The organism is Candidatus Megaera venefica (genome assembly GCF_034554655.1).
Lineage (GTDB): Bacteria > Pseudomonadota > Alphaproteobacteria > Rickettsiales > Rickettsiaceae > Megaera_A > Megaera_A venefica.
Window position 1 is genome coordinate 1 of record NZ_JARJFB010000121.1, and the last position, 5,703, is coordinate 5,703.

Here is a 5,703-nt window from a genome sequence, read left to right on the forward strand (position 1 = left end):
CTTCAGACACATCAAGATCTTGCTGCAAATATTCATAACCACAAAAATATTGCCAATAAATATTTTCCTTTAGCTCTTCCTCCGTAAACGAATCAGAACCGTTGTACATAGCTTGAAGCATTGATAGTGCTAGCATTACTCTATGATCTTTCTTATTTCTACCAAATTGCTTGATTTCAATGTTAGGCAATGCTCTGGCTTCAAGTTCAGACCAATTTACTAAATCCCTTAGTTTATATAACTTGTTTTTAGGATTTAGTTTTGTAGATAATTTCTCTTCAAATAACCTTTCTTGTTTTTGGAGAAAAGTAATATTTTCTATAGGCATAATTTTAAAATCCGTAAGCTTTATGCGGTAATTATACCATTTTCTTATGGATTTTGTAAGCTGTTTATGACATGAAACCCCTTGTTAATTCAGGCGGGGAGAGTTTTGACGGAGGGACTTAATAGTCTTACTCCTCCACCTAACATTGAACCTATAGCTATGAAAGTTAAAGCTATTTCGTGTACGTGAAGCGGTTCTAGTTTTTACAATAAATAAGCCAGATAACCAACAGTGAAAAGCAGGTGGATTATTGTAAATTTGATAAACTTCATATTCAGCATCCAAGCATAAATTCCTTAATAAAATCTAAATTCCATTTTTCTCTAATGTTTTGATTTAAAAAAGTGTCGTTATATTTGTTAAGTATAATTTAAAATGTTATTTTGTCTCAGATTTTCAAGACTAGAATAACAAAACTGCAACTTAAAACCATTGACAACGCTACATTAACATTATATTTATTACGTCCATTACGTCCATACAATATTAATATTACAGGTATTTCTATGGCTCAGGATATAAAGGTTAGACTTAACGATGTGTATCATAACAAATTGAAGGAGCTAGCGACTTTAGAAAGTTATAGCTTAGAAAAAACGACTGAGATAATAATTATGAGATACCTCGATACTATAAAGATTGACGGTATGATTGGTAAATTAAATTGTTCCAAATCTACATTGGAAGCGTAAACCTAAAAGTAGATCCTTTCGCACCATCGCTTTCAGCCCAAATTTCTCCGCCGTGTGTTGTAATTGCTTTTTTACACAATGCAAGTCCAATACCACGACCACCAGCGGGTGTTTTGGTTCTAGAGCTAACTATAAATGAGAAGAAAATATCGTATAATTCTGCTTGTGGAATAGCTATACCCTCATCTTGAATGCTAAAATGTATTGCAGTTGAATCAGAATTTTTATGCAGCTCCAAGGTAATATTCCCTTCCTTGCTATATTGAATAGCGTTGATAATCAAATTATCTAAAGTAGACTTTATATAATGCTCATCACAATTGATCTTAATATTATCTTCTATTTTTGTAAAAAACTGTAGCTCTTTACCATTTAAGTATAGTTTCTTGCAATAATCCAGTCGATCATATATTAGCTCGCTTAAATCTACCTCTTTTTTATCTAATGTATAATTAAGACTTAAGAGTTTAGAGAGATCGATCATATTATTAACAAGGCTGGATAATCGCTCTGAACTTTTAGCTATCTCTTCTAAACCTTTCCTCCTTTGATTTTCAGTTAACTTGTCGTAGCTCTCAAAAAGAATCTGCCCCATACTTGTGATACCAACAATAGGTGTATGAGCTTCGTGTTCCAAGTTACGTAGGAATTCATTCTTAACCTCAATTAATTTTTCTAATTCCTCATCCCTATCATATATTCGCTCTCCAAGGTGATCAGCTTTTTGCTCAGTGAGTTTGTTTCGTTCTTGTTGTGGTTTTAGGAAGGCAATTAAAACGCTGCTAAACAAAAGCAACGAATACATAACTTTAAATTGCAAGCTGTTTATATTAGCGGAAAGGTTATCAAATCCTATATACCATTTAAAGAACTCTAAGCTTGCTATTACCCCAGCAAATATAATAAATAATGCTACTTGCCACCTGAGTAAAATAGATATCACTATTAAATTTAATATAAAAATCATTAATTGAAATTGAGAAAAATTGCTGATTGCAACCAAAAACCCAGCTATGAATACTAAGATAGAAAAAATACCAATATTCCAAAATATGGCTATAAATTTCTTGTTTTTAAGAGTAGGTGGCCAAATTGGATAAGTTAAGAATATAGCTGATGAGATTAAAACAAAATGATATATATATTCTAGGATTACCTTATATTGTTCGCGTATATCTAATGGTAGAGAATACATAGTAGAAAAAATTGAAATAATACAAAATACACCAAAAGATGAATAGATCATTTCTTTTTGCGGGGTATTGCTTTGACAGAAAGTAACAAAATTAAAATTTTTGATGCTACGAATCAGTGTATAAATTCTTCTTTTACGAGTTTTCCTTATATCCTCCAAAGGTTTTTTATCCCTGATGCCAACCCAACCACCTTTTTGCCTTAACAAATAATGACTTCCCATAAAAAACAAAATATTTGCAAGCATCGCGGGAATAGTACTATTGGTTTTAAAATTAAATAAATTAAATATGCAGATAGTAGCAACGCCCGCACTCATACCTATTAACACCGCTTTGGGGGTGCTACGAAACCCCAAAATAGCCAATAACAAAGGCACTGAAATTATTGGCATATATGAACCCCATATAAGGAAAGTTAGTTCTAATATGCTTTTGGTATTAAAAGCTAAGAAATAGGCAACAATACCGACAAAGACAGCAGAAATTCGAGATAAGGAAAGTTGATGATTTGTTATCCACCTAATACCGAGTGGTTTACAAAAATCATGAGTAAATAGGACGGCTGCAGAATTAATATAAGAATCAGCAGTTGACATAATAACAGCCATAACCCCTATGGCTATTAACCCTTTTAACCCTGAGTAGCTATAATTATTTATAATATGTGGTAGAAGAGCATTTGGATCTAAATCCGCATTCCCAGCAAGAAGCAGTACGCCAATCCAGCATATTACTAACGAGATAGCAAGACATATGAAAGAAGCAATAATAAAAGATTTCCTTATTTGCATGGTATTTTTTGCCATGGATATTCTTTGAAAAATAGCTGGTTCCAAAGTTGGAATAATAAAAAATAAAAAAAGCAAAAAGGAATCTAAAAGCTTAGGATTATAGAAATCAAATACTTGTTTATAATCAAATAAAGGGTTTTCAGTAATAACTAAATATACTTTGTGCGGGTCGCCTAGAGTTCCCCAAATTATAAAAGATATAATCGGTATAATAGTGGCAAAAGTAAAAATTTGTACTACATCAGTAAAGGTTACTGCCTTAATGCCTCCAACAGCGGAATATAGAACAACTATTATAGCACTTATTAAAACCGCATAATGACTTGAAACATTGAATAATAACTGCAATATTGTAGAGGAGACTTTAAACTGGACTGCCACTGCGCCAACGCAACTTATTATGCCAATTAATGTAGTTATTATTCTTACATTTTTACCATATAAATTACTCATTGCTTCACCAATGGAAAGTGTACCTAAAAACTCTGCCATACGTGGAGCTAAAAAATAGCCTATTACTAGTAAAACTAGTGAATCACCAAATACAGGAATAATAAAATAAAGACCTTGTTTGTAGGTTTCTGTAATCGTTTGCGACAGAACTCCACCACCAATCCAAGTGGCTGCAATAGTGGCGGCAATAGTAGTACTTGAAAAATTGCGCTTACCAATAGCATATTCACGTATATTTTTGACGTTTCTACTATAAAATAATCCAACTATAAGATTAGCAGCCAGAAAACCAATAAAGATGACGCTATCTATATTATATGACATTTCATGTATATCTATTTAAATTTCTCAATCTTCAAGTTAAATAAAATATTACAGGAGTTCAATAGATAAGTTAAAAATAGCTATAAAATTTCAGTTACTAGTAACTATTAAATCTTTAGATCAATTTAATTCGAATGGTAATGATTGCTTAAACTAATCTTTGCAATCGAATGGAAGGACAAATTTAACCCAGTGCTAATATCAGAGCAGTGTTGTTTGGCGAGTTTCAAAGAGCGATTTGATCTAGTAGATTTAGACAACAAACGCTGCCTAAAGTATACCCTAAGTATACCCAATAAAAATTTATCAAAACAGCAAGTCCTTGCAACCCTTTGTATAATTGGTGGGACCGAGAGGATTTGAACCTCCGACCTACGGATTAGGAATCCGTCGCTCTATCCTGCTGAGCTACGGCCCCAAGAATAACTATTGACCTGAGGGATCATAATAGTCTTCTTACAATAAATCAAGCCATACTGAAAAGAAGTAACTGTCGGATCAAGTCAGGCATTTCAAAGCGCTACACAGTCATGCCGGACTTGATTGAAGCTTACGCCGGCCTCTTGGCCTAGTATCTCATGAGACCGAAAGAGATCCAGGATCAAGCCCGGGATGACTGGTTTTTGCTCTTGGTGATTTTACAATATGACAACTAGGCTGCCTAACAAACTACTGATCTCTTATCCATGTTCAGGTTAACTTACTATGTCACCTACAAGTACACTCGCTAGAAACGAAATCATAAGGATTCACGTGACGATCATTTACCCAAACCTCAAAGTGTAAATGATCACCTGTTGTGGCTCCAGTGCTACCTTGCACTCCGACAGCTTTGCCTCTTGCTACTGATCTTCCTTTCTTAACAGAAATTTTAGCCAAATGGGCATAAAGTGTTTTAAGCGTTTTGCTATGTTGAATTTCAACGACATTGCCATATCCAGCTTTTTTCCCAGCAAAGACTACTATACCATTTGCAGAAGCATAAACGTTAGCCCCATTTTTTGCGACCATATCTAATCCACAATGAAATACTTCTCGTTTTTTTATAGGATGTAATCTATTTCCGTATTTACTCGTAACCGTGGTGCTGCCAATTGGTATCATTATTGGTATAAAAGATATAATCCTATCGAGAACATCTAGCTCTTTGCGTAAATCGACTTGGGTTAGATCGGATCTAGAAAGCCTCCTTACATATTGGTATTTACTGTTTGATAATATCCGATAATTATGATGTAGTTCTAGAAGTAATTTATTAATCCTTACAATTTTGCGCATAGCCTCTTTTTTCAAATTAAGAGGAGATTTATATAGGGCTTTGAACCTAGATATATATTTTGATTTGTAGCGCCGATCGTTAATGATATTCCCTAGGTCAGCTGAATAGATACAGTTTGTTTTATCTATTCTACCAAGATCATAAGCAACAATAAGATCGCCCCTACTTAGCTTGTAGTTACGTTTTAACTCGCCACCAATCGATTTGTAGGCTTCGACTGAATATCCGCCAGTGCTACATCCTTGGGTTAAAATACAAATTAACAGTAAAAATAGTATATTTTTGAACGTAGACATCTGATAAAAAAATGATGTTTTCGACACTATATACCAAACCTTATACATTACAAAATTAAAATAAAACTTAGGCTTTGCTTCACTTTAGCAAATGAGATTTAAGTGTTGATTATTACATAGTTATGAATTCTAAAAGTGGTCCAAGGATCATAAGAGGCAAAAACATTATAGCTCCAACCAATATTACTGTAATTAATAGGAATAAACTAAGCTCAATACTAGACTGTGTATGCCTAACTATTTGATTGCTAAGTCTTTGTTTAGCAGCAAATGAGCCACTAATTGCTAGAGAAAAATATATTATCGGGTAGCGGCCTATGAACATTGCTAGTGCGGTCATATAA

The 5,703-nt window shown here is 33.5% G+C and carries 4 protein-coding genes and 1 tRNA gene; all 5 read right to left on the reverse strand.

The genetic code is table 11. The features are described 5' to 3' along the window. Positions 1-328, reverse strand: a 328-nt coding sequence (locus tag Megvenef_RS07020) for a transposase (protein WP_322776028.1), incomplete at its 3' end; no start/stop codon positions are given. Between the two features lie 675 nt (positions 329-1,003). Continuing rightward, entirely contained in the window at positions 1,004-3,784 is a 2,781-nt protein-coding gene (locus tag Megvenef_RS07025) for a sodium:solute symporter family transporter (RefSeq protein ID WP_322777259.1), read from the reverse strand. Between the two features lie 341 nt (positions 3,785-4,125). After that, positions 4,126-4,202: transfer RNA gene (locus tag Megvenef_RS07030), tRNA-Arg, on the reverse strand. Between the two features lie 290 nt (positions 4,203-4,492). Continuing rightward, entirely contained in the window at positions 4,493-5,386 is an 894-nt protein-coding gene (locus tag Megvenef_RS07035; RefSeq protein WP_322777260.1) for a M23 family metallopeptidase, read from the reverse strand. A gap of 85 nt (positions 5,387-5,471) precedes the next feature. Further along, a partial coding sequence (locus Megvenef_RS07040) for a potassium-transporting ATPase subunit KdpA (protein WP_322777261.1) occupies positions 5,472-5,703 on the reverse strand: 232 nt, incomplete at its 5' end.